Origin of the sequence: Ferrovibrio sp. (assembly GCF_025869515.1) — a bacterium.
Taxonomy (GTDB): Bacteria; Pseudomonadota; Alphaproteobacteria; order Ferrovibrionales; family Ferrovibrionaceae; genus Ferrovibrio.
Map to the genome: position 1 here is coordinate 91,325 of NZ_JAOZVR010000116.1, position 22,796 is coordinate 114,120.

23 protein-coding genes are annotated in these 22,796 nt (G+C 64.1%); 12 read left to right on the forward strand and 11 right to left on the reverse strand.

Annotated features, from left to right (window positions below; genetic code table 11):
- The 6 genes from OJJ21_RS21120 to OJJ21_RS21145 all read left to right on the forward strand — a co-directional run bounded on the left by OJJ21_RS21120 (window position 1) and on the right by OJJ21_RS21145 (window position 6,547).
- A complete protein-coding gene (locus tag OJJ21_RS21120) occupies window positions 1-1,659 on the forward strand; it encodes a nitrite/sulfite reductase (protein ID WP_297689592.1) in 1,659 nt (552 codons plus the stop codon).
- Window positions 1,646-2,182, forward strand: a complete 537-nt coding sequence (locus tag OJJ21_RS21125) for a DUF934 domain-containing protein (RefSeq protein WP_297689594.1) — start codon at window positions 1,646-1,648, stop codon at window positions 2,180-2,182. Before OJJ21_RS21120 ends, OJJ21_RS21125 begins: the two co-directional genes overlap by 14 nt.
- The gene (locus tag OJJ21_RS21130) at window positions 2,179-2,919 is read left to right on the forward strand and encodes a phosphoadenylyl-sulfate reductase (protein WP_297689595.1); all 741 of its coding nucleotides are present in this window, start codon (window positions 2,179-2,181) and stop codon (window positions 2,917-2,919) included. Before OJJ21_RS21125 ends, OJJ21_RS21130 begins: the two co-directional genes overlap by 4 nt.
- A 43-nt stretch (window positions 2,920-2,962) precedes the next feature.
- Complete coding sequence (gene cysD / locus OJJ21_RS21135; protein ID WP_297689597.1) at window positions 2,963-3,763, forward strand: sulfate adenylyltransferase subunit CysD; 801 nt, start codon at window positions 2,963-2,965, stop codon at window positions 3,761-3,763.
- A gap of 8 nt (window positions 3,764-3,771) precedes the next feature.
- Window positions 3,772-5,673, forward strand: a complete 1,902-nt coding sequence (gene cysC / locus OJJ21_RS21140) for an adenylyl-sulfate kinase (RefSeq protein ID WP_297689599.1) — start codon at window positions 3,772-3,774, stop codon at window positions 5,671-5,673.
- A 103-nt stretch (window positions 5,674-5,776) separates the two neighbouring features.
- The gene (locus OJJ21_RS21145; protein WP_297689601.1) at window positions 5,777-6,547 is read left to right on the forward strand and encodes a sulfite exporter TauE/SafE family protein; all 771 of its coding nucleotides are present in this window, start codon (window positions 5,777-5,779) and stop codon (window positions 6,545-6,547) included.
- 9 nt (window positions 6,548-6,556) lie between these two features.
- On the opposite strand, the gene hspQ is transcribed toward OJJ21_RS21145, so the two are convergent.
- Entirely contained in the window at window positions 6,557-6,889 is a 333-nt protein-coding gene (gene hspQ, locus OJJ21_RS21150) for a heat shock protein HspQ (protein ID WP_297689603.1), read from the reverse strand.
- Window positions 6,890-6,915: 26 nt separating this feature from the next.
- On the reverse strand, window positions 6,916-7,668 hold the full coding sequence (locus tag OJJ21_RS21155) for an SDR family NAD(P)-dependent oxidoreductase (RefSeq protein WP_297689605.1): 753 nt from the start codon (window positions 7,666-7,668) through the stop codon (window positions 6,916-6,918).
- Window positions 7,669-7,771: 103 nt separating this feature from the next.
- Here OJJ21_RS21155 and OJJ21_RS21160 point away from each other — a divergent pair, with 103 nt between their 5' ends.
- Window positions 7,772-8,269 (forward strand): PAS domain-containing protein, encoded by a 498-nt coding sequence (locus OJJ21_RS21160; protein WP_297689607.1) that lies wholly within the window; start codon window positions 7,772-7,774, stop codon window positions 8,267-8,269.
- Window positions 8,270-8,374: 105 nt separating this feature from the next.
- Window positions 8,375-8,950, forward strand: a complete 576-nt coding sequence (locus OJJ21_RS21165) for a DUF924 family protein (protein WP_297689609.1) — start codon at window positions 8,375-8,377, stop codon at window positions 8,948-8,950.
- On the opposite strand, the gene OJJ21_RS21170 is transcribed toward OJJ21_RS21165, so the two are convergent.
- Window positions 8,925-9,698, reverse strand: a complete 774-nt coding sequence (locus tag OJJ21_RS21170; RefSeq protein WP_297689611.1) for a helix-turn-helix domain-containing protein — start codon at window positions 9,696-9,698, stop codon at window positions 8,925-8,927. The genes OJJ21_RS21165 and OJJ21_RS21170 overlap by 26 nt on opposite strands.
- Before the next feature lie 130 nt (window positions 9,699-9,828).
- Here OJJ21_RS21170 and OJJ21_RS21175 point away from each other — a divergent pair, with 130 nt between their 5' ends.
- Complete coding sequence (locus OJJ21_RS21175) at window positions 9,829-10,965, forward strand: acyl-CoA dehydrogenase family protein (protein ID WP_297689613.1); 1,137 nt, start codon at window positions 9,829-9,831, stop codon at window positions 10,963-10,965.
- Window positions 10,966-11,061: 96 nt separating this feature from the next.
- Here OJJ21_RS21175 and OJJ21_RS21180 read toward each other — a convergent pair whose 3' ends face one another.
- Both OJJ21_RS21180 and OJJ21_RS21185 read right to left on the reverse strand, forming a co-directional pair.
- Complete coding sequence (locus tag OJJ21_RS21180; RefSeq protein WP_297689614.1) at window positions 11,062-11,679, reverse strand: DNA-3-methyladenine glycosylase I; 618 nt, start codon at window positions 11,677-11,679, stop codon at window positions 11,062-11,064.
- 6 nt (window positions 11,680-11,685) lie between these two features.
- On the reverse strand, window positions 11,686-12,531 hold the full coding sequence (locus OJJ21_RS21185) for a folate-binding protein (RefSeq protein ID WP_297689616.1): 846 nt from the start codon (window positions 12,529-12,531) through the stop codon (window positions 11,686-11,688).
- A 100-nt stretch (window positions 12,532-12,631) separates the two neighbouring features.
- On the opposite strand from OJJ21_RS21185, the gene OJJ21_RS21190 reads away from it, so the two are divergent.
- Both OJJ21_RS21190 and OJJ21_RS21195 read left to right on the forward strand, forming a co-directional pair.
- Window positions 12,632-13,591 (forward strand): glycosyltransferase family 9 protein, encoded by a 960-nt coding sequence (locus OJJ21_RS21190; protein WP_297689618.1) that lies wholly within the window; start codon window positions 12,632-12,634, stop codon window positions 13,589-13,591.
- Between the two features lie 3 nt (window positions 13,592-13,594).
- On the forward strand, window positions 13,595-14,365 hold the full coding sequence (locus tag OJJ21_RS21195) for a glycosyltransferase family 2 protein (protein WP_297689620.1): 771 nt from the start codon (window positions 13,595-13,597) through the stop codon (window positions 14,363-14,365).
- Here the strand turns inward: OJJ21_RS21195 and OJJ21_RS21200 are convergent, their stop codons facing one another.
- From OJJ21_RS21200 to OJJ21_RS21225, 6 genes are all read right to left on the reverse strand, one after another.
- Window positions 14,366-16,243, reverse strand: coding sequence for a hypothetical protein (locus tag OJJ21_RS21200; protein ID WP_297689622.1), 1,878 nt, complete (start codon window positions 16,241-16,243; stop codon window positions 14,366-14,368).
- On the reverse strand, window positions 16,240-18,042 hold the full coding sequence (gene asnB, locus OJJ21_RS21205; RefSeq protein ID WP_297689623.1) for an asparagine synthase (glutamine-hydrolyzing): 1,803 nt from the start codon (window positions 18,040-18,042) through the stop codon (window positions 16,240-16,242). The genes OJJ21_RS21200 and asnB overlap by 4 nt, the downstream gene beginning before the upstream one ends.
- 121 nt (window positions 18,043-18,163) lie before the next feature.
- A complete protein-coding gene (locus OJJ21_RS21210) occupies window positions 18,164-18,460 on the reverse strand; it encodes a Usg family protein (RefSeq protein ID WP_297689624.1) in 297 nt (98 codons plus the stop codon).
- A gap of 173 nt (window positions 18,461-18,633) precedes the next feature.
- Entirely contained in the window at window positions 18,634-19,572 is a 939-nt protein-coding gene (locus tag OJJ21_RS21215; protein WP_297689625.1) for a hypothetical protein, read from the reverse strand.
- A gap of 93 nt (window positions 19,573-19,665) precedes the next feature.
- Entirely contained in the window at window positions 19,666-20,841 is a 1,176-nt protein-coding gene (locus tag OJJ21_RS21220; protein WP_297689626.1) for a BPSL0067 family protein, read from the reverse strand.
- An 81-nt stretch (window positions 20,842-20,922) separates the two neighbouring features.
- The gene (locus tag OJJ21_RS21225) at window positions 20,923-21,258 is read right to left on the reverse strand and encodes a peptidoglycan-binding domain-containing protein (RefSeq protein WP_297689627.1); all 336 of its coding nucleotides are present in this window, start codon (window positions 21,256-21,258) and stop codon (window positions 20,923-20,925) included.
- Between the two features lie 314 nt (window positions 21,259-21,572).
- On the opposite strand from OJJ21_RS21225, the gene OJJ21_RS21230 reads away from it, so the two are divergent.
- Complete coding sequence (locus tag OJJ21_RS21230) at window positions 21,573-22,739, forward strand: acetyl-CoA acetyltransferase (protein WP_297689628.1); 1,167 nt, start codon at window positions 21,573-21,575, stop codon at window positions 22,737-22,739.
- Window positions 22,740-22,796: the final 57 nt, after the last annotated feature.

Below are 22,796 nucleotides of genomic sequence, written 5' to 3' on the forward strand. Positions count from 1 at the left end.
ATGTACCAGTATGACCAGATCGATCAGACCCTGGTGGATGAACGCGTCGCGCAGTTTCGCGACCAGGTCGCCCGCCGCCTGAGCGGCGAGATCAGCGAAGACGAGTTCAAGCCGCTGCGCCTGCAGAACGGCCTCTATCTGCAGCTGCATGCCTACATGCTGCGCATCGCCATTCCCTACGGCACGCTGTCGGCGCGGCAACTGCGCGGCCTGGCGCAGATCGGCTGCAAATACGACCGCGGCTGGGGCCATTTCACCACCCGGCAGAACCTGCAATACAACTGGATCAGGCTGGAAGACACCGCCGATGCGCTGGCCGATCTGGCGAAAATCCAGATGCACGCCATCCAGACCAGCGGCAACTGCATCCGCAACACCACCACCGACCAGTTCGCCGGCGCGGCCTATGACGAGATCGAGGATCCGCGCGTCTGGTGCGAAATCATCCGCCAGTGGTCGACCTTCCATCCGGAATTCAGCTTTCTGCCGCGCAAGTTCAAGATCGCCGTCACCGGTTCACCGAACGACCGCGCCGCCGTGCGGGTGCACGATATCGGCCTGCGCATGCACAAAAATGCCACCGGTGAGACCGGCTTCGAGGTGATCGTCGGCGGCGGGCTCGGCCGCACGCCCTTCATCGGCAAGACCATCCGCGATTTCTTGCCCAGGCAGGACCTGCTGAGCTATCTGGAAGCCATACTGCGCGTCTACAACCAGTTCGGCCGCCGCGACAACATCTACAAGGCGCGCATCAAGATCCTGGTGCACGAGATCGGCATCGACACCATGCGCGAGAAGGTGGAAGAAGAATTCACCGCCACGAAAGATGGCGCGCTGAAGCTGCCGCAGGAGGCCATCGACCAGATCGCGGCACAGTTCGCCCCGCCGGCCTTCGAAAAGCTGGGTGGCGTGGCGGCGGAATATGCCAATGCCTTCCGCACCGATTTCGAGTTCGGCCTGTGGGCGCGGCGCAACACCTTCAAGCACAAGCAGCCGGGCTACAGCATCGTCACCATCTCGCTGAAAAAAGAGGGTGAGGCGCCCGGCGACGCCAAGGCCGAGCAGATGACTGCAGTGGCCGACCTGGCCGAGCGCTATTCCTTCGGCGAAATCCGCGTCACCCATGAGCAGAATCTGGTGCTGCCGCATGTGAAACAGGCCGACCTGCCGGCACTGTTCAGGGCGCTGAAGGCTTACGACCTCGCCACGCCGAATGTGGGTCTGGCGTCTGACATCATCGCCTGCCCTGGCCTGGATTACTGCGCGCTGGCCAATGCCCGTTCGATTCCGGTGGCGCAGCAGATCGCGCTGCGCTTCAAAAACTGGGAACGCGCCCACGATATCGGCGAACTGAAGATCAAGATTTCCGGCTGCATCAACGCCTGCGGGCACCATCATGTCGGCCATATCGGCATCCTCGGCGTCGACAAGGCGGGCGAGGAATTCTACCAGATCACGCTGGGCGGTTCGGCCGATGATCAGGCCGCCATCGGCGACCTGATCGGTCCGTCGCTGAATGTCCGCGATACAGTGGAGGCCATCGACACGCTGGTGGAGGCCTATCTGCGCCTGCGCAAATCCAGCGACGAGCGGTTCCTCGACACCTATCGCCGCGTCGGCCTCGCCCCGTTCAAGGAGGCCGTCTATGCCGTTGCTTAAGACTGGGCCGTTGCTTAAAGACGGTCGCCTCGTCGGCGAAGATGCGTTCCAGCCGGTGGCCGACGATGCCCCGCTGCCGGCCAGCGGCGCCGTGCTGATCAGTTATGCACGCTGGCAGGCCGAGAAGGACCAGCTCGGCGGCCGCAACAGCCCGCTCGGTATCAGCCTGCCGAATACCGTGGACGTGCTCGGTTTCGGACCCGAGGCCGAACGTTTCGACCTGATCGTGCTGAATTTCCCGAAATTCAGCGATGGCCGCGCCTACAGCCAGGCCCGCCTGCTACGCGAGCGCTTCGGTTATGCGGGCGAGCTGCGCGCCACCGGCCATGTGCTGCAGGACCAGCTCTGGCATATGCAGCGCAGCGGTTTCGACGCCTTTGAAATTCCGCGCGAGGATGCCGCCGAGGCTTTCGCCACGGCTATGCAGAGCTTCAGCCATGTCTACCAGCCGGCCGCCGATGGCCGGGTCAGTGCCCTGAAGCAGCGCCTGGCTGCCTCCCGCAAGAAAGACGCTGCCGAATGACCGCGCTCGCCTTCGCCAGTCTCGACCTGAACGATTACACCGCATCACTGAACGCGCAGATGCAGGGCCGCCAGGCCGAAGATATCCTGCGCATCGCGCTCCGCGACCTGTTCCCCGGGCAGATCGCCCTGGTTTCGTCCTTCGGTGCCGAATCCGCCGTGCTGCTGCATCTGGTGGCGCAGGTGGACAAGGCCACGCCGGTACTGTTCCTCGACACCGGCAAGCTGTTCGACGAGACGCTGAAATACCGCGACGAGATGATCGCGCGACTGGGCCTGACCGATGTGCGCGTGCTGACGCCGGATCCGAAACTGCTGGCGGCGCAGGACGATGGCGGCACGCTGTGGTTCCGCGATGCCGAGGCCTGCTGCCGCATCCGCAAGGTTGAGCCGCTGGCCCGCGGGCTGAAACCCTTTGCCGCCTGGATCAATGGCCGCAAACGGTTCCAGGCGGGCACACGCCAGCATATCCCGCTGGTCGAGGCCGATGGCGCGCGCCTGAAATTCAATCCGCTGGCCAACTGGGGCCCGGCGGAGATCGAGGCCTATTTCACCCGTTACGACCTGCCGCGCCATCCGCTGGTCGCCCAGGGCTATCCCTCGATCGGCTGCGCCCCCTGCACCCATCCGGTGGCCACCGGGGAGGACGCCCGGGCCGGGCGCTGGCAGGGCAGCGAAAAGACCGAATGCGGCATCCATACCGCCCCGGTGCCACCCGCTACCTCCTTAATCTATTAATACTTTTTGGGCAAAGTACCTGCAAAAAATGTTATTAAAAGCCATGCATGACGACCTAGATTCCCTGGAAGCCCAGAGCGTTTACATCCTCCGCGAAGCCTATAGCCGGATTAAACCGCTGGCGATGCTGTGGTCGCTCGGCAAGGATTCCAATGTGATGATCTGGCTGGCCAAGAAGGCCTTCCTCGGCCGCGTGCCATTTCCGGTCGCGCATCTGGATACCGGCCTGGAATTCCCCGAGACCTATGCCTTCCGCGACCGCTACGCCACCGAGTGGGACCTGGAACTGATCAAGGACGCCTGCCCGCCGCTGGAGGCGACCGACCCCACCCTGCCGCATAATTCGCGCGTCGCCGCCCGCAAGACACTGGGCCTGAAGGAAGCCATCGCCAGATACCAGTGGAAAGGCGTGATCGCCGGCATCCGCCGCGACGAGCAGGCCACACGGGCGAAAGAGCGCGTGTTCAGCCCCCGGGACGATACCGGGGCCTGGGATTTCCGCGACCAGCCGCCGGAACTGTGGGACCATTTCGCCGCCGATCTGCCCGATGGCGTGCATATGCGGGTTCATCCGCTGCTGCACTGGACCGAACTGGATATCTGGCGCTACATCCAGCGCGAACGCATTCCGGTGGTGCCGCTGTATTTCGCCAATGCGGAGAACAAGCGGTTCCGCTCGCTGGGCGAGATCGGGATCACCTTCCCGATCGACAGTCCGGCCCGCGATATCGAGCAGATCATCGCCGAACTGGAAGTAACCCGCGAACCCGAGCGCGCCGGCCGCGCCATGGACCACGACAGCGAGGATGCTTTCGAGCGCCTGCGCGTCGCGGGCTATATGTGAGGTCGCAGATGTCCGCCGTCGCACTCGCCACAGCCCCCAAGACCGCCAGCCTGCATAGCGGCCGCGCCTTCCCCATCGTCATCGTCGGCCATGTCGATCATGGCAAGTCGACCCTGGTCGGCCGTCTGCTGCATGACACGGATTCATTGCCGACCGGCAAGCTGGAACAGCTGAAGGCCGTGTCGGAAAAGCGCGGCCTGGAATTCGAATGGTCGTTCCTGCTCGATGCGCTGCAGGTCGAACGCGACCAGGGCATCACGGTGGATACCACGCAGATCTGGTTCACCACCCGGCAGCGGCGCTATGTCATCATCGACGCGCCGGGCCATAAAGAGTTTCTCAAGAACATGGTGACCGGCGCGGCCCAGGCCGATGCCGCGATCCTGGTCGTCGATGCCGCGCAGGGGCTGGCCGAACAGACACGTCGCCATGCCTACCTGCTGCATCTGCTCGGCATCCGCCAGGTTGCGGTGGCGGTCAACAAGATCGACCTGATCGATCATGACCCGGTGAAATTCCAGGCCGTGGCCGACGCGGTGCGCAAATATCTCGCCGACATCGGCATCCAGGTGCAGGCCATCGTGCCGGTCTCGGCTCGCCAGGGCGACAACATTGTCGGCCCGAGCCCGCATACCAAATGGTATCAGGGACCGACCCTGATCGGCGCGCTCGATGCCTTTGCGCCGCGCGCCCTGCCGGTAGAGCAGCCGCTGCGCCTGCCGGTGCAGGACCTGTACCGCTATGGCGACAAGCGTATCGTTGTCGGCCGCATCGAAAGCGGACAGCTCAGGGTGGGCGACCGCATCCGCTTCGCACCGCTCGGCCGCGAGGCCACGGTCGCGACCCTGGAACAATGGGACGGCAATGTGCCGCGCCCCCTGCTGACCGTGGCGACAGCCGGCGAGAGCGTGGCCTTCACCCTGGACGAGGATGTGTTCGTCGAACGCGGCGCACTGGCCTCGCCGCCCGATAACCGGCCGCTCGATGCCAACCGGTTCACCGTGCGCCTGTTCTGGCTCGACAAGCTTCCGCTGCGCAAGAACGACCGCCTGACCCTGAAGATCGGCACTGCCGAACGCGATGCCGAGGTGGAATCGATCGTCGAAACGCTCGATGTCGAAACGCTCGATTCCGCCAGCGCACAGCAGATCGAACGCAACGGCGTCGCCCGCGTGATCCTGCGCGTGCGGCCGCCGCTGGCGCTCGACCTCTACGAAACCCTGCCGCGCACCGGCCGCGGCGTGCTGATCCGCGGACCGCAGATCGTCGGCGGCCTGGTGATCGAGAGCGCCGCCACCCGCGTCAGCACCGACATCACCACCGTCGATACCAGCGTCACGGTGCAGGAACGCATCGAGATGAACGGCCATCGTGGCGGCGTGGTCTGGATGACCGGCCTGTCCGGTGCCGGCAAGTCGACGATCGCCATGGCCACGCAGCGCCTGCTGTTCACGCGCGGCCGCCATGTCGCGGTGCTGGACGGCGACAATCTGCGTCACGGACTGAACCGCGATCTCGGGTTCACCGATGCCGACCGCATGGAAAATATCCGGCGTCTGGCTGAAGTCGCCAAACTGATGGCGGTCAACGGCTCGCTGGTGCTGGTTTCGGCGATTTCGCCGCTGCAGAAATTCCGCGACATGGCACGCGGCATCATCGGCGACGATTTCCGCGAAATCTATGTGAAAGCCGATCTTGCCACCTGCGAGTCCCGCGACCCCAAGGGATTGTATCGCCGCGCCCGCTCCGGCGAGATCAAGAATTTTACCGGCATCTCGGCTCCCTACGAAGCGCCGACGCAGCCGGACCTGACACTGGATACCAGCAAACCCTTGTCACTCGCGGTCACCATTCTGGTAGAATACGTCGAAAGCATTTTCGGCGAGTTGCCCTGGCACCCCGATATTTAATTCTGCCGGCCGAGGCACATTTCGGGTCCGGCAGGGAGCTGCTCCGGCGATTGCCGCAGCATGCCGCTCCGGTGCAGGCCTTATCGCAGCCAGGAGGCAGCGCTTGGAATTCGATTTGGTTTTGTTTGCCGCTGTCGGTTTCGCTGCACAGCTTATCGATGGCGCCATCGGCATGGGCTATGGCGTGATTGCCAGCAGCGTGCTGATCGCCACCGGCATGCCGCCGGCGGTGGCCAGCGCCGCCGTTCACGTGACCAAAATCCCCACCGGCATCGCCTCGGGCCTGTCGCACTGGAAATTCGGCAATATCGACTGGCCGGTCTGCCGTCGCCTGATCCTGCCCGGCATTGTCGGCGGCATCGTCGGCGCCAGCGTGATCGCGCTGCTGCCGATTCAGGTGATCCGCCCGCTGGCCGCCCTCTATCTGGGCCTGATGGGCGTGGTGGTGATCCTGCGCGCCCTGCGCTGGCGGCGCGACCTCGATCCCGCAGCGACGCCCAGGGGCCGGACCGGCCTGATCGGCCTGCTCGGCGGCCTGTTCGATTCCTTCGGCGGCGGCTGGGGCCCGATCGTCACCTCCAGCCTGGTGCTGCAGGGCCACGAACCGCGGCGGGTGGTCGGTTCCGCCAATGCCGCCGAGCCGGTGGTGGCAGCCGTGCAGGCGGCGGTCTTTTCCTTCTGGCTCGGCGCCGCCACGCTGACCGCCATCGGCAGCACGGCGCTGGCCATCATGGCCGGCGCTCTGCTGGCCGCGCCGGTGGCGGCCTTCCTGGTCAACAAGCTGCCCGGCCGGCTGATCGCCGGTACCGTCGGCATCGTGCTGGTCGGGATCAATATTCCGGCGCTGGTCTCGCTGATCGGGCGGCTGCTCTAGAGCAACTGCCTACATCCGGGGGGCAGCACGCCACTGGTAGCGCCCGCTGCGAAAACCGGCGAAATACTTCTTGATATCGGGATGATTGACCGGGCCGGCCTCGGCATCGGGCAGCAGATTTTGCTCCGATACATAGGCGACATAGGCGCTTTGGGCATTCTCGGCCAGCAGATGATAGAAGGGCTGGTCCTTGCGCGGCCGCAGATCCGGCGGAATCGACTGCCACCATTCCTCGGTGTTATTGAATACCGGGTCGACGTCGAAAATCACGCCGCGGAACGGAAACAGGCGGTGCCGCACGACATCGCCGATCGAAAACTTGGCCTCGCGGCTTTCAGCCATCCTGCCTCTCACTCTGCGGTCGCCCCTCAATAGGTGGCGCGGCCGCCGCTCAGATCGAATACCGCACCCGTGGTGAAGGAGTTTTCCTTCGACACCAGCCAGGCCACCATCGCGGCAATCTCATCCACCGCCACGAAACGCGCGCGAGGGATTTTCGACAGCATATAGTCGATATGCGTCTGCGTCATCTGGTCGAAGATGGCGGTTTTCGCCGCCGCCGGCGTGATGCAGTTGACGGCGATATCAATGCCGGCCAGTTCCTTGCCCAACGCCTTGGTCAGGGCAATCACGCCGGCCTTCGCCGCGCTGTAGGCGCTGGCATTCGGGTTGCCTTCCTTGCCGGCTATGGAGGCGACATTGACGATGCGGCCATAGCCCTTCGCCTTCATCAGCGGCACCACGGCACGGCAGCAATGGAACACGCCGGTCAGGTCGATATCGATCACCTGCTGCCAGGCCTCCAGCGGATAGGTTTCAACCGGCGCATTCGGTCCGGCAATGCCGGCATTGTTGACCAGCAGGTCGATGCCGCCGAGCTGCGCCGCGGTTTCCTGCGCTGCCGCCGCGATACTGTCCCAGGCGGTGACATCGGCGGTGACGGCAATCACGCGGCCCAGATCGGCCAGCTCACGCACCGCGCTGCCGGCCAGCCCGGCATCGCGATCCCAGATCGCCACGGCGGCGCCCGAACGCAGCAGCCGCTCGGTCACGGCGCGACCAATGCCCTGTGCGCCGCCGGTGACGACGCCGCTTTTGCCCTTCAGGTCGATCTCGTTCATGTCGTTTTCGCTCCGGTTTTTTGACAGGCTAGCAGAAAGACCGACCTGTTTAACAGGTCTGGGCTTTCTGCTCCTGCCCGCCTAATCTGGGGACGGAGGCAGGATGAGCGACGAAACCGATCCCATCGTCGACAATTACGCTCGGCCAACGGAGCTGCCGTCAGGGCTGCAGGATTTTCTCGCCTACTGGACCAGCCTGCGTGACGCGGCCGGCGGCGTGCCGCCCAAACGCGCCATCGATGTGATGACGATCCCGCGCCGGCTGCTGCCCGGCATCGGCCTGATCGACTGCCTCATGCTGCCCGACGGACGGATGCGCATTTACTATCGCCTGCTCGGCACCGGGCACCGGCACTCGACCGAACACGACTATAGCGGCCGCTATTACGACGAGGTCTACACGCCTGAACAGGTCAGTCGCCTGGAAGCCGAGTATCGCACCATCCTCGACAGCGGCCGGCCGCATTATGCACGACGCGCCTCGCTGGGGCCCAATCGCGACTTCATCATTTTCCAGCGTTTCCTGGCGCCGCTGCTCGACGATAGCGGTGCGCCGCGCCATCTGATCGGCTACTGGCACTGGGAACCAATCAGGCCCTGACGCGTTGCGGGCTGCCGGCGCTGCATGAAAGTCTTGCCCGCCCACTGGACGAACGCGGTCTGCTGCGCCATCTGAACCGCGCTTCACTGCATGAGGTCAGAACGCGTGACGATCACTGCCGATGCCATCCTCGACTTCTGGTTCGACCGCCGGCCCGGCGTGGCGCTTGAGACTCGCAAGGCCTGGTTCGAAAAGGACCCCGCTTTCGACGATACCATCCGCCGACGTTTCGGCGCCGCCGTGGAAACCGTGCTGGCGGGAGGCCATGCCGATTGGACCGAGACCGCCGAAGGCGCACTGGCGCTGCTGATCCTGCTCGACCAGTTTCCGCGCAATATCTTCCGCGGCCAGGCCAAGGCCTTTGCCGGCGATGCGCGGGCGCGCGCCATCGCGCGCCAGGCAGTGGATCGCGGTTTCGATATCGCGCTGCCGCCGGTCATGCGGATGTTCTTCTATCTGCCGTTCGAGCATAGCGAGCACCTGCCCGACCAGGATCTGGCGCATCTGCTGTTCTCGGCGCTGGACAAGGAACTGCCGGGTCTGGACCTGGCATCGTGGGCCGACAAGCATCGGGTGATCATCGCCCGCTTCGGCCGCTTTCCGCATCGCAATGCGGCGCTCGGGCGCCAGAATTCACCCGAGGAAATCGAATTCCTCAGGCAGCCCGGATCGTCGTTTTAAGCGGCTTCTTCGTGTTCAGGGGCAGCGGCGTGACGATCGGCGACGGCGGCTCGGCCGGCACACGCAGCAGCCGCATCTGCGGCGGCTCGACCAGGTCGAGTGCCGCGATCAGGCGGCTGACCAGGCGGGGATTGTCGGAAAAGACGACATCCCCGGCCAGACGCGCCTTCTGCAGGCTGGCCAGCCCGATCACCACGCGGGTCATCATATCGAGATCGGCCCTGATCTGCAGGTCGGCCTCGAAGCCCATGTCGGTATAACAGAGATCGATATCCTGATCGCGCTTGATGAGCCACCAGTTGCGCAGCTTGTGATCGCGGCGCGGTACGTTGCTGAATTCGAAATGCAGCACGGCCTTGGCCGGCAGTTCGGTGCGGCCGAGCAGGAAAGCGCGCAGCGAATACATCAGATAGCTGACATTGCGGTCGCGCTCGTCGAGATAGGGCAGGCGCCAGGTGCTGCCCCATTCGGCCAGCTGGTTGATCAGCGGGCGCAAAGCATTGCCGCATTCGGTCAGACGGTAGACATGGCTGCGCCCCTGCGGCACGCGCTCGATCAGGTTGCTGAGTTCCATTTCCTTGAGCCGGCGCGCCAGCAGGCTGCGCGACATCAGCGGCACGCCGCTCTGGATGTCGCTGAACCGCTCGCTGCCCTTCATCAGTTCGGTGAGAATCAACGGCGTCCAGCGGCCGGCCACGACCTCGGCCGCCTTCGCCACCGGGCAGAAGATTCCATACCGCATATCCATGGCGGCAATGCTTATCCCGGGTGGCAGCGGCATGCCAAGTGCAATTTTTGAACTATCCCGTGATCGGGTCCATCCCCAGTATCCGGCCGCATCGATTGTGAAAGTCACGATACTGCGCAGGGAGTCCGCAATGACCGCTCAAACACCAATCAAGAATCCTTCTAAAGACGATCTCGCCATCCGTGTAAAAACGCTGACCGGCGAATTCTCCAGCAATGCAGTGTTGTTTGATGCGACCGACCGTTTCGCGGCCGAGCATTTCGCCGCGCTGAAAAGCAATCGCATCCTGTCTGCCGGCATCCCCGCCGAACTGGGCGGCGGCGGCGCCAGCTATCGCGAGGTCGCCGACCTGCTGCGCAGTTTCGCGGGCGCCTGCAGCGGCACGGCGCTGGCACTAGCGATGCATATGCATCCGCTGGCGCTGCTGGTGCGGCGCTGGCGCGGTGATCCCGCCGCGGTGGAAGCCACCCTGCGCCGCATCGCCGGCGAGGAGCTGATGCTGCTCTCGACCGGCGGCAACGACTGGCTCAACGGGTCGGGCACGGCGAAGAAGGTCGACGGCGGCTATCTGTTCTCGGCCCGCAAGCGCTTCGTCAGCGGTGCCGAAGCCGGCAACCTGCTGATGACCATGGCGATCTGCGACACCGAAGTGCTGCATGCCGCCGTGCCGATGACAAGCGAAGGCATCACCATCGAACAGACCTGGCGCACGCTCGGCATGCGCGCGAGCGGCTCGCAGGATGTGCGGCTGGAAAACGTTTTCGTGCCGGATGCCAGCATCGCGCTGCGCCGGCCGGCCGGCGTCTGGCATCCCTTCTTCCATATGGTGACGCTGGTCGCCTTCCCGCTGATCTACAGCGTCTATCGCGGCGTGGCGGAAAAGCTGCGCGACGAGACGATCCGGCTCGCGGCCAAACGCCGCAACGATGCCGATACCCAGTTGCAGATCGGCGCGATGGAAACCGCGCTGGCCGCCGCCGTGGCGGCGCATGAACAGATGCTGCAGATGGGCGACGCGGCAGCACCGGGCGAACAGATTTCGGCCAGGATAATGACGCTGAAGCGCGCCATGACCGAAAACCTGCTGGCGATGGGATCGCTGGCGCTGGATGCGGCCGGCGGCAGCGCCTTCTATCGCGACAACGGCATCGAGCGGCTGTTCCGCGATCTGCAGGCGGCGCGCTATCACCCCTTCACCCAGCTGCCGCAGCAGCGGCTGGCCGGCCGTCTCGCCCTGGGACTGACGGCAGACGGCAAGGCCGCCTAACCATACTGCCGCCCGGCGGCTTTGCCGCCAGGCAATGATCCTGGCAATGACTCCGTCGCGCAAAGCGCGACGGGATTCCGGAACGGCCGCGTGCGATCAGGCGCGCGGCCGTTTTGCTTTCGCGACCTGCTTGTGGCGATAGCATTCCACCAGATGGTCGTTGACCATGCCGACCGCCTGCATGAAGGCATAGACGATAGTGGGGCCGACAAAGGTGAAGCCGCGCTTGCGCAGATCTTTCGACAGGGCCTGGCTGACCGCGGTTTCGGCGGGCACCTGCTTCAGCGACGACCAGCCGTTCTTCAGCGGCTTGCCGTCGACATAGTTCCACAGATAGCCGGAAAAGCCGCCCTTCTCCGTTTCCATGATCTCCAGCCAGCCGCGCGCATTGGCCACCGTGCCGTGGATCTTGGCCTTGTTGCGGATGATGCCCTCGTTCTGCATCAGCGCATCCAGCTTCTTCGGCGTGTAGCGCACGATCTTCTCCGGCGCGAAACCGTCGAAGGCTTTGCGGAAATTGTCGCGCTTGCGCAGGATGGTGATCCAGCTCAGGCCGGCCTGGAAACCGTCGAGGATCAGCTTCTCGAACAGCGCCTGGTCGTCCCATTCGGGCACGCCCCATTCGGTGTCATGGTAATCGACATAGAGCGGATCGGTGCCGCACCAGCCGCAGCGGCAGCGGCCGTCGTCATGAGTGATTGGAGTTTTGGACATCTCGGTTCAGGTCTTCGCCTCGGGAATCGGGCCCGCATAGTCGGGCCGCTGCGCCGTCAGCGCAACACCTGCCGCATCCAGATCCTGCGAAACCGCATCGAGTCGCAGCAGCGCGAGGCCGATGCTGCCGGAAACTGACCGCAGCTGCCCGGCCTCCTGCCCATTGGCCGTGATCGGCGTGCCGGATGGCGGCAGAGGCTGCGTGCCCTGCACGCGACTGAGCTGCTTCTTCACCAGGCCACGATACTTGGTGCGCGCGGTCAGCTCCTGGCCGATGTAGCAGCCCTTCCTGAAATCGACGCCATGCAGCGCCTCGAAATGGTTTTCCAGCAGCAGGCCCTTATCGATCTCGATGTCGCGCGCGCCATCGGGCACGCCGAGCGCGATGCGATGCGCCTCGTAGGCAACAAAATCGGCGAGCGGCAGCGGCGGTAAGGCACTGGCCGGCTGCCAGAGCCGCCAGCCCATCTGGGCGAGGCGCGGATCAGGGAAGAACAGAGGATTGTCGATATCCGGTTGCCGATTGCCAAACAGCCCATAACAGCGAAAACCCTCGACCACGGAAATCGAGACCTTTGCCCGCAGACGATACATGGTCAGCCGGCGCTGCAGGTCGGGCAGGCGCTCGGCGGCGACATCCAGCAGCAGCCCCTGCGACTGCAGATCGGGGATCACGAAGAAATCGTGCAGGAATTTGCCCTGCGGAGACAGCAGCGCGGCATAGGCCGCCTGACCGCGTTCAAGCCCGGCCACGCTGTTGGAGACCAGCGCATCGAGGAAGCCGGCCGCTTCCTCCCCCGCCACGGACAGCAGGGCCCGGTCAGGCAGGGCAACACAGGTCAAATCGGCCATGAAAACTCCGGTTTTGGCCCTTCTGAGGTATGGGAGTGCCGGCGACTTGGCAAGGGCGGACACCCCCCCTATAACCAGCCAAACCTTTAAGATTGGGGCCATGCGTATCCTCTTCATCACCGCCAACCGGCTGGGCGACGCGATCCTGTCCACCGGCCTGATCGACGCCCTGCAGACGCAGTTCCCCAAGGCCCGTTTCACGGTCGCCTGCGGCCCGGCAGCGGCCGGACTGTTCCGCGACCTGCCGAATCTCGACCGCCTCATCGTCATGCACAAGAAGCCCTGGGCCGGGCATTGGTGGGAGTTGTGGAAGCAGGTGGCGCTGACTCGCTTCTGGCTGATCGTTGATCTGCGCGGCTCCGGCATCGGCCAGTTCCTGCTGGCGCGGCGGCGCCGCAGCTTCAGCGGATCGGGTTCGCGCATGCACAAGGTGATCGTGCTGTCGAACTTCCTCAAGCTGAAGACCACGGCCGCACCGCGGCTGTGGGTCGGCGCGGAGGCGAAGAAAGCGGCGGCGAAACTCTGGCCGGATGACGGCCGCCCGGTGCTGGCTCTGGGTCCGACGGCCAACTGGGGCGGCAAGATCTGGCCGGGCGAACGCTTCGCCGAACTGGCGCAGCGACTAACGGCAAAAGACGGTATCCTGCCCGATGCGCGTATCGTGGTGTTCGGCGGACCGGGCGAGGAAGCGCTGGCGGCCGCCACGGTGCAGGCCCTGCCGCCTGAGCGCAGCCTGGATTTCACCGGCAGGCTCGACCTGCTCACCATCGCCGCCGCCCTGCAGCGCAGCAGCCTGTATATCGGCAACGACAGCGGCCTGATGCATCTGGCCGCCGCCGCCGGCGTGCCGACGCTTGGTCTGTTCGGCCCGAGCCGCGAGGAGGTCTACGGCCCCTGGGGCGAGCGGACCGCCGCCGTGCGCACCGACCTCAGCCTCGACGAGATCGTGCGCCAGCCCGGCTACGACCATCGCAGCCAGGAGAGCCGCATGCTCACCCTGAGCGTCGACAAGGCGCAGCGGGCGGCGGAACATCTCTGGAAGCATGCGCAGGATGACTAGGCCATGAGCGAACCGAAACTCTCTGCTTTGGTGGTCGCCCATAACGAGGCCGGCCAGATCGCCGACTGCCTGGAGCGTCTGCGCTTCGCCGACGAGATCGTGGTGGTGCTGGACCGTTGCACCGACAACACCCGCGCGATCGCCGCCGGCTTCACCGACAAGCTGATCGAGGGCGCCTGGCCCCTGGAGGGCGAACGCCGCAACACCGGCATCGCCGCCTGCAGCGGCGACTGGATTCTGGAAGTGGACGCCGACGAACGCGTGCCGGCCGAGATGGCGCGCGAAATCCGCGACGTGATCGGCACGGCGAAATTCGGCCATATCCTGGTGCCGTTCGACAATTACGTCGGCAGCCGGCTGGTGCGCTATGGCTGGGGCGGATACTTCGGCGTGATGATGGCGCCGCGTCTGTGCGCCAAAGGTGCCAAGCGCTGGGGCGCGCAGCGCGTGCATCCGGCCCTGGAACTGAAGGGCGAGCAGCGCTTTCTCAAGAGCCGCATGATTCATTATGTCGACAAGAACATTTCCGACATGATTCACCGCCTCGACCGCTACACCACCTCGAATGCCGCCGACCTGCGGGCACGGCGCGCCGAGGGCCAGGATATCGGCAGCTACCCGCACAATATCCGCCGCATCTTCAGCCGCTTCTACAAATGCTATGTCGGGCGCAAGGGTTATCGCGAAGGCCGCTACGGCTTCCTGATCGCACTGATGGCCGGGCTGTATCCGATCCTCAGCTACCTGAAGGCCGATCTCGAAAGCGGCGAGTGATCACCGCTTGATATAAATCCCCTGCCCTGTCGGGCTCTCGAAGATCACCTCGCCACGCGCGCGGAAAAACGCCATCTCGGCCTCGTGGCTGTCGCGGTAGCGTTTGAAGCCGAAATCGTCGAACACGATCATGCCGCCGGACACCAACCGGTCAAAGATGATCTCCAGCGCCGCCAGTTCGGGGGCGGCCACATTGAGATCGAGCTGGGCGAAGGCGACCTTGTCGGGCAGTCCCTGACTGAAACTCTCCGGCACCGCGCCCTTGATGACGCGGAAATTTCCGAAGGGCGCGAAGGTGGCGCTCACCTTGCCGAATAGGTCCGGGCCATGGCCGGATTTGCGCGCCTCGTCGGGCGGATTCTCGAACAGATCGTAGAGGAACCAGGTCTTGCCGGCCTTCTCCTGGCGGAAATCGCAGTAGCGTTCCATGATCTCGACCGTGCGGCCGTCATAGCAGCCGACATCCATGAAATCGCCCGCCAGGCCGAGGCAGCTTTTCGCCGCCCAGCACAAGGTATAGATGCGCCAGATGCGCGCCCGCAGCGTCTGGTCGGTGCCATAGCTGCCGACCGCACGGATGAAATCCTCCTGCTGCAGGAAACCGGCATTGCGGAACCACACCAGCATGTCGTCCACCGCCACCGCGCCGCTGTCGGGCCGGTTGGCCTGCAGGATTTCCGCCGCGCCCTGGATATGGCCGGCGAACTTTTGCCGCGTCTCCACGCTGTCGAAGGGTGCGCGGTTATATTCCTTGTTGATGAAGGCGAAGATCGGCTTCACATAGCCGCCGGGCTTTGACGCGGTCACGGGTGCCTCCGCAGCGGCTGTCGATTTGGGGGCCGGAAGCGGTCCCTGGGCGGCGCGCGCCAGCTCGGCCTGCAGGATCGGTGCGAACAGGTTGGCGCCGGACTTGCGCCATTCCTGCAGCCAGGGAATCTGGAACTGCGCCGCCGAGGTCACGCTGGCCTTGGACGGCCCCTTCAGATGCAGCACGTATTTGCGCTTGAGCTGGAATTTCGAATACTGCTCGGAATCGCGGATGAAAAAGTTGAAATCATCGCAGTTGAGATAGCGCACCAGCGCGCCGTCGATCACCCGTCGATCCAGGTCGCTCAGAGCGCCCGTCGCCACCGCCGCACCGTTCAGCGACAACTGCCCGCCGCGCCAGCGCCGGATATCGCCATAAACCGCCTTGACCCGTGCGTCGTCGCACAGGGCCTCGTAGGTGCCGAGGTAGCGGCGGAAGAAGGTCTGCGCGCCGCCACCCTGTCGCTTAGCGGCGAAAATCACGCCCTCGTTCAGCGGCATCAGGCCCGGACTGGTGCGATAGGTGACGGCCACATCGAAAGCGAGGTCGAACACCTTGTCCAGCGGCGCATTGGCGAAGGCATCGCTGTCGAGGAAAGCGGTATGCCCGGTGAAAGCCGAAGACGCGAGATAGCCATTCACCGCCACCACGCGCTCGTACATCAGCCAGCCGGGGAACAGCGGCAGGCGCACCACGATCACATCCGCCGGCACGAAGGCGGTATCATCGGCCTCGCCTGTCACATAGAGGATGCGGCAGTCCGGATTGAAGCCGCGGGCCATGGCGAAGGTATGCTGCAGCACGCCGGTATAGTCGATTTTGCCCTGGTCGGCCTGGATGTCGACATAGTCGATATGGCGGTGCGCATCGGGCAGCTTCAGGTGATAGATCACCACGGTGAGCGGCGCCGGCGGCAGCCCGGCCACGGCGACATCGAAAGCCTGCGCCAGAGCGGCGATGCGGGCCTCGGTCTCCGGTGCCAGATCCTTCGTCGCCAGCGCGGCGGCATGGGCGACAAAAGCTTCCATGTCTCCGAGATGCGTCTTCTCGGCGGCGCTGTGCTCCGTCATAGCGGCCGCTCCACGCTGTCGACCCATTTGGCCAGCACGATGGTGGCCCAGATCGCATTGATGCCGTTGCCGGCGGCGCGGAACAGGCGGTCGAGCGCACCGGGCCGTTCGCCGAAGAAGCGTGTCTCGGTCAGGCGCCGGTGCGCCTGGCGCAATTCCTGTTCCAGCCGTGGCTGATTGTTGAAGAACACGCTGGGCGGCATGCCGAAGCCCTTCTTCGGCGCCTGCACATGCGGGGCCGGCAGATAACGTGCCAGCAGATGGCGCAGCGCCAGCTTCTGCATCCTGCCGTTCCAGCACAGGCCCATGCCGGCGCGCCCCGCCAGGTTGAGCATGCGCGGACTGAGGAAGGGCGTGCGTACTTCGAGCGCATGCTGCATGGTCATGCGGTCCACCTTGGCCAGCACGGCGCCGGGCAGGTAGGTGCGGAAATCGAGCTGGCGCAGGCTGTGCAGCGCCGGACGGCCGAGATGCATGAAGACCGGCGCATAGCGGTCGTAGAAATCCAGCACTGCCTCGTAACCCTGCGGCAGCGCCTCGCGCACCGCATCGGCGGCAAACACCGGCAGGCCGCGTTCGATATAGGTCTGCACCATCGCCGGCGCGCGACCCGAGCGGTCGCGGTCATAGGCCACGGCGAAAGCCGGATAGCGGCTGTATCCGCCGAACAGCTCGTCGCCAGCATCGCCCGAGATCGCCACGGTGACATGCCGACGGGTGAATTCGGCCAGCAGATAGGTCGGTACGCAACTGCGGTCGCCATTGGGCTCATCGAGCAGCTTGCCGATATCGCCGCAGATGCGGTCGAAATCGGCGGCGGTAAAAATATGCTCGCGATGTTCGGTGCCCAGCCTCTGCGCGATATCGCGCGCGGCTTCGTGTTCCGAACCCGGATCGCCCTCGAAACCGATGGTGAAGGTTTTCACTGTCTTGCCGAGCTTCTTCGCCAGCAGCGCGCAGGCCAGCGCCGAATCGACGCCGCTGGACAGGAAGGCGCCGAGCGGCACGTCACTGTTGAGCCGGTCGGTCAGCGCTTCCGACAGAGCCTCTTCCAGCGTGTCGACATATCTGCCCAGCTTGTCGGGCCCCACTTCATGGGCCTGGTCGATCTCGAAACTGTAATAACGGTTGAGGCTCTGCCGGCCGTCGCGCGTCACCTGCAGCACGCAGCCGGGTTCCAGCTTTTTCACCGGCGTCAGGATGGTGTCGGGGTCGGGCACATAGCGCAGGGTGAAATACAGCGCCAACGCGGGTTCCGACAGCGTGACCGGCAGCTCCTCGATCTCCAGCAGCGCGCGCAGCTCCGAGGCGAAGGCGAGGAAGCCGTCGCCGGCGGCGTAATACAGCGGCTTCTCGCCGGCGCGGTCGCGCGCCAGCGTGGTGATGCCGGTCTCGCGGTCGAAGATCGCCAGCGCGAACATGCCATCCACCACGGTGAAGAAATCGACGCCATCGACGGCGAAGCCGGCCAGGATCACCTCGGTATCGGTGCCGGTGTGAAAAGCGTGCCCGAGCTTTTCCAGCTGCTGGCGCAGGTTACGGTAGTTGTAAATCTCGCCGTTGAAGCTGATGACATAGCGGCCGTCGGCGCTGTGCATCGGCTGGTGCCCGGCAGCCGAGAGATCGAGCACGCTGAGCCGGGTATGGCCGAGATGGCACAGATTGTCCGGATCGCCCCACTGGCCGCGATCATCCGGGCCACGATGGGCGATGCGGCGATTCATGCGGGCAATCGTCGCCTGGAGGACATCCGGCGCGCGCGCGGGATTGAAATTCAGATAGCCGGCAATGCCGCACATGGACGGGGTGGATTCCTGACAGACTGGCCGTTATTGCAACGGGCTACCCTACCCGGCGCCGTCTTGACGAAAGGTGAAAATCCGCTGCTTTCCGCGCCCCGGCCCGCGCTGTCAGGCCGGCCTAATGCAGGCTGTAGCTCGCCGCTGCCGCCCGGATTTCCGCCGGGCTGACCACCCGGGCCGAGACCACGCGCACGCTGTGCAGCTTGCCGTCCAGCCGGGCCTCCCAGAAATCGAGGAACTTCTTCAGGCCGGGAAAGCGCGGCGCCAGATCGTAATCCTGCCAAACGTAAGTCTGCAGCAGCTTGGGGTGGTCGGGCATGTGGTAGAGGATTTCCGCCGTGGTCAGGCGGTGCGTCAGCAGCTTTTGCAGCCACGCGGTGTGATCGATTTTCTTGTCTGGGGACAGATTAGACATCGTCGCCTCCTGCTTCTGCGGGAGCCGCCACCCGACGTCCTGAACACCGACTCGGGAGCCGGCATGCCAACAGTCAAAGCCTGCCGGAAGTGTCGCGCGCGTTACAATAACTTTTCGTAAATGCGACGAAGATTGGCACTCGCCATCGCTGACTGCCACTCACCCCGGGACGCTCAGGGCTTTGACGGCGTATAGGGAATCAGGCTGAAGCCCGGCGGCAAGGTTTGCAGGGGATTGTCGGCATCGAAGTCATCTTCCTTCAGCGGAAAGTAGAGATCGAGATTGCTGCTGCGGAATCGCAGGCGCAGCTTCTGACCATAGAACGGCGTGGTCATCGGGTCACCCCGCGGATCGGTGCGGCGATCCTGATCGACGAAGGCGAACTGGTGCGATTCATCCACGATGTGGGCCAGCGACCTGGCTGCTGCCGGATCCTTGTGCACCAGCAGCATGCGCGACAATACCTGCTGGTAATCCATATAGGTCAACAGGCCGATGATGCCGCCATCGATGCCCGCCACTTTTGGCATGTCATCGGTCCAGGGTGTGAAACCGGCGCTGCGGAAGATCCTGTCATCCGGCTTTTCTTTCGTGGTGAAATAGGCCTGCGGCGCCTTGCCATAGCCCTCGAAGGCGAGTTCGCCAGTGTATTTGAAGAAATTGCGCCGCCAGTCTCCGCCACCACTGTCGGAATATTCCTCCGTCACCACGAAGAGATCATCGACATGCATGTCCATCCCTGGCGTTTCGATGGCGTAGATTTTCTTGCGCCGGGCCTCGGGTCCATATTGCCAGGCCGTGACCTTCACCGTGCCGTCGATGCCCTTGGCACCCAACTCTTGCTCGCGCCGGATTTCCACCTCCAGCACGACGAAGGTGTGACGGTCATATGTGATGCTCATGTACGGAAAGGACAGCAGGCGGCGCTCGACCGCCCTGACCGCGCTCACGCCGAACGGCCCGCTCTTGCCGTCCTGGCCGAAGTCGAGTTCAAGCGTGGATTCGCTTTTCAGCACCTGCTTGCCAGTCTGCGCGAGCGCAGTTGCGGCAGGCAGTACGAGACAGGCCGCCACAGCAAGCGGGGCCAGCGCGCGAGATGCAAGGAGCGACATGGGATAAGTCCTTCGACCGTATTGAGCGATGCGTGATTCGACCGTTCAACTGAAAGCTATCATGACGAGGCTTTGCGGCGGAATGACGGCGATCTATTTCCCCGGCCGCTGAATAACGGAGAATGCACCAGCATTGCGCGACATGCTGTTCACCTTGTCGTCGAACCTGATGAAGCGCTCCGCCGGCGGTTTGCCCCGCGACTGATCGAGCACATAAATGCCTTTCTGGCCATCCCGCTCGCCATAGCGCTGGAAGATCGCAGCGTGGTTGCCGGTTCCCCAACCGGGATATTTGCCATCCTTGAAAGTGGCAATCGCCGTACCGGGCTGCAGCGGTGGATCGCCTTCGCTCTTGAGCTTGTCGCCCTCCTTCCAGGTCTTGGAATTGCCGACGCTCGGCAGCGCCTTTTGCACCAGTACGACGCATTCCTGCTGGTCCTTCGGATCTTTCACGCTGTCGGGATACAGGTATTTCTTCTTGTCGTCAGGCAAGGCCTTATTGGCCAGTTCCACATCGCGCACCGCCTGCTGGCCTTTCGTATCCAGCACCCAGCCCTGCCCGGGCGCAGCGGGCTTGGTGGCTGGCATCGGTGGCGCACTCTCGACCGACGGCTTAATCGGTATCTGAGATGATGTATCGATCAGAGCGGATGTCCGCTGGGTTTCCATAGGCATCATGCCTGATGCCTCGGCCACATCCCCATGGCCTGCCTCGGAGGATCGTGGCATCAGTTGTGCTGGGCGGTCGTCGCCCCGTCCGAGCGGCGGCATCATCGACGGCACCGGATCGGTGCCACGCTTTTCACGCGTGGAGATGCCGAGCGGCGCCTGCGGTTTATAGAAGCCACGGATGGTTTCGATGGTTTCACCGCCCGGCGCGGCAAAGCCATCGACACTGAGGCCATTCTCCTTCTGGAAATTGCGCAGCGCCTCATGGTCGCGCCCGCCCCAGAAACCGGTGGGCCCATCGGTGGCGGCTGAATCAAGAAAACCTTCCCGATGCAGCAGGGCCTGCAGCTTGAACACATCACCGCGCCGGTTGGCCTGCTCGGCGCCGACGCCGTCCTGCAGATCGAACAGCCCGTCGCCGAAAATCCGGCCCAGCGGCGCGCCGCTCATCCAGTCATTGCGCGCTGCCTCCCAACCCGGATCGGGACTGGCTTCGGGCTTTTCGACGTATGCGCCCATGTCGAGGCGCCCCATCGGATCGGGCAGGTATTCGAGATCATCCTGGCTGGGCGGGCCGAACAGACGCTGATAAGCGGTCATGGCTCATCCTTATGATTTGAAAAAAATCCTGCGACTTGAAAATCGTATGACTTGAAAGAATGGACTGGGAAAAACGCGGACTCAGGCGGCGTGACGGCTGCCCCGCAGCGGCAGGGCGGTGACGGGCGGGAGATGAAAGCCGCGCAGGGTGCCCATGGTCTCGCCTTCCGGCTCGGCGATGCCGTCGATGACCAGCCCGTTGTCGCGCTGGAAACGCCGCAGCGCATAGTCGTCGCGATTGCCCCAGTCGCCGCCCCAGCCGCCTTCCGGGCCGGCGGCATCGAGATAGCCCTCCCGGTGCAGCAGGGTCTGCAGCTTGAAGACATCGGCGCGGCGGTTGATGCGGCCGATGCCCACGCTGCCGGACAGTTCGAACAGGCGTTCATCGAGGCCGGGTACGGTCAACAGATCGGGCATCGGGGCGACTCCGGTTATATGGAACATATAGTGAATATACCGCCCCGCTCCTCTTGTCTCAAGCTTATTTTCACTCTATGTTCCTATTTTATGGAATTCAATGACTTAGGCGGGCTGCGAACCGGAACGAAGCCAAACGAACGCAAACGAAGCGAAACGAACCCGAACGAAACCGAACGAGCATCCAACGGTGCGAAACGAGCCCGAACGAAGCGAAACGAGCCGCAACGGCATGCCGGGGCATGACTTGACTTCGATACTTCCGCCTCTTCTCTTATCCGCTGCATACAGAACCGTTTTCGGGAGAGACTCGCATGACCGCCTGCATCGTCGGCTGGCACCACAGCAAATTCGGCAAACTGGACGGCAAGGACGCCGAAGACCTGATCGTGGAGGTGGCGGTCGGCGCCATCCGCGATGCCGGAATCGAGCCGAAGGATGTCGATGCGATCTATCTGGGCCATTTCAACGGCGGCCTGATCGAGCAGGATTTCACCGCCTCCCTGGTGCTGCAGGCCGATCCCGGCCTGCGCTTCAAACCGGCCACCCGGGTTGAGAATGCCTGCTCCACCGGCACCGCGGCGATCTACCAGGGCCTGAATGCCATCGCCGCCCGCAAGGCGCGCTTCGTGCTTTGCGTCGGCGTCGAGAAGATGACCTCCTCGCCCACCGATGTGGTCGGCAACGTGCTGCTGAAGGCGAGCTACCGCAAGGCGGAAGTCTTCACCGATGGCGGTTTCGCCGGCGTGTTCGATTCGATCCAGAAGCAGTATTTCCAGCGCTATGGCGACCAGTCGGATGCCACCGCGATGATCGCCGCCAAGAACCACAAGAACGGTGCCCGCAATCCGCTGGCGCATATGCAGAAGGATTTCGGCTACGACTTCTGCAAGACCGTGTCGGACAAGAACCCCATCGTGGTGGGCGGCATGCGCCGCACCGACTGTTCGATGGTGTCGGACGGCGCCGCCGCCCTGGTGCTGGCCGATGTGCAGACCGCGCTCGGCATGAAGAAGGCGATTGCCTTCCGCGCCTCGAAACATGTGCAGGATTTCCTGCCGATGGCCAAGCGCGACGTGATCGCCTTCGAAGGCCCGGCCAAGGCCTGGGCCGATGCGCTGGGCGAAGCCGGCCTTTCGGTGTGGGATCTTTCGTTCGCCGAAAGCCATGACTGCTTCACCATTGCCGAGCTGATCGAATACGAGGCGATGGGCCTGACCGCGCCGGGCGAAGGCAAGCGGGCGATCATGGAAGGCTGGACCCAGGCCGACGGCAAGCTGCCGGTCAATCCCTCGGGCGGACTCAAGTCGAAAGGCCATCCGATCGGCGCCACCGGCGTGTCGATGCATGTGATGGCGGCGATGCAGCTGAGCGGCACCGCCGGCGACATCCAGGTGAAGAACGCCAAGCTCGGCGGCGTGTTCAACATGGGCGGCGTGGCGGTGGCCAACTACGTCTCGATCCTCGAACCGCTGCGGTAAAAAGTAAAACGTGGATGCCCGGCACAAGGCCGGGCATGACACTGGATTCTAAAACAA